Source organism: Pseudoalteromonas sp. GW168-MNA-CIBAN-0100, assembly GCF_040309225.1.
Classification (GTDB): domain Bacteria; phylum Pseudomonadota; class Gammaproteobacteria; order Enterobacterales; family Alteromonadaceae; genus Pseudoalteromonas; species Pseudoalteromonas arctica.
Genome location: NZ_JBEOOL010001049.1, coordinates 1 through 239 on the forward strand (window position 1 = coordinate 1; position 239 = coordinate 239).

Consider the following 239-nt stretch of genomic DNA (forward strand, 5'->3'; position numbering starts at 1 on the left):
GGCTGTAACCGGTTACATCCCATGTTATTCCTCTAAAGGGTTAGCGTTAGTTGTTTGCTAACCCTGTTTTGGTAAATAAAGTTACTTTGTTTGATACGAGTATAACTTCGATATTTTTCGCATCGTCACCCCAAACGCAGTTGGTATGCAGTGTTTTTTCTACGCAGTTATCAGCGCTTCCTAAAAAAACTTCGACTTCTGATTTATCCATACCAATTTTTATTTTTTCGTAGTTCTCA

The 239-nt window shown here is 37.2% G+C and carries 1 protein-coding gene; it reads right to left on the reverse strand.

Annotation, left to right across the window (positions count from 1 at the left end; genetic code table 11):
- Positions 1 to 46: 46 nt before the first annotated feature.
- Positions 47 to 239, reverse strand: a 193-nt coding sequence (locus tag AAEY62_RS24555; protein WP_350637097.1) for a DUF3862 domain-containing protein, incomplete at its 5' end; no start/stop codon positions are given.